Below are 809 nucleotides of genomic sequence, written 5' to 3'. Positions count from 1 at the left end.
TCCCAGCCCTCCTTCAACGCGTTCACGGTGATGATGAACCTGATCGGGCACTCCTTGCTGAGCAGGTCAACGCCTTTAAGCTCGTTTACGTCGGCGGTCTTGATCGCGATCTGCTCGGCAGGAATACCCGCCTTGACGAGCTTGTCACGCAGCCGCTCAAACGATGTAGCGTCCTCGCTCGTCTTTGGCTGAGCCTGAAACAACACGATTGGGCGAATATAAGCGCCACCACTTTCATACTGCTGTGTAGCAGCGATTTCTAGTGAACGGCGCAGGTCGATCGCGTCCGTAACGACATCCTTTTGTGACGCCCGGTTGTATGCGATGACCGGAAGTTTGACCATGCTCTCGTTCTTAAGTGAGAGCGCATCCACATACGAGATCACGTTCGCTTGCCGCTTCGGGGTTGCGGTTAGATCAAGAATGAATGCAGGGTTGAAATTCGTGAGCATCTCCAGACTCAACGAGCTCGTCGCGTGATGCGACTCATCCACGATAACGACGGGATTCAACTGGTTAATCACCTGGAACAGTGCTGTTTCATCCGCGTTCTCGATCGGCTGCTCCGGGGCACCAAACGCGGTCGCGAACGAGGCGAGATTCCCATTAGCTTGGTATGCCTTGCGTCCGTCCTTTGTTCGTGAGCGGAACGAATCATACGAGAGCACCATCACTGACAGCTGCTCAGCCACGGTCGACGGGCTGAAATTCTGCCCTGCCAGCAGCTCTTCTTTCGAATACACCTCAACACGGCCACCAAAATCAGCGTTCAACTTCTGCCGATACGGATGGGCCGGATTCTTCAACGC

The 809-nt window shown here is 54.8% G+C and carries 1 protein-coding gene; it reads right to left on the bottom strand.

The features are described 5' to 3' along the window. The coding region (locus tag HMPREF2975_RS08145) for a DEAD/DEAH box helicase family protein (RefSeq protein WP_193600021.1) at nucleotides 1–809 on the bottom strand (809 nt) is incomplete at both ends.

This window comes from Actinomyces sp. HMSC065F12, from assembly GCF_001814535.1.
GTDB lineage: Bacteria > Actinomycetota > Actinomycetes > Actinomycetales > Actinomycetaceae > Pauljensenia > Pauljensenia radingae_A.
This window is presented reverse-complemented; position numbering and strand designations above follow the sequence as displayed.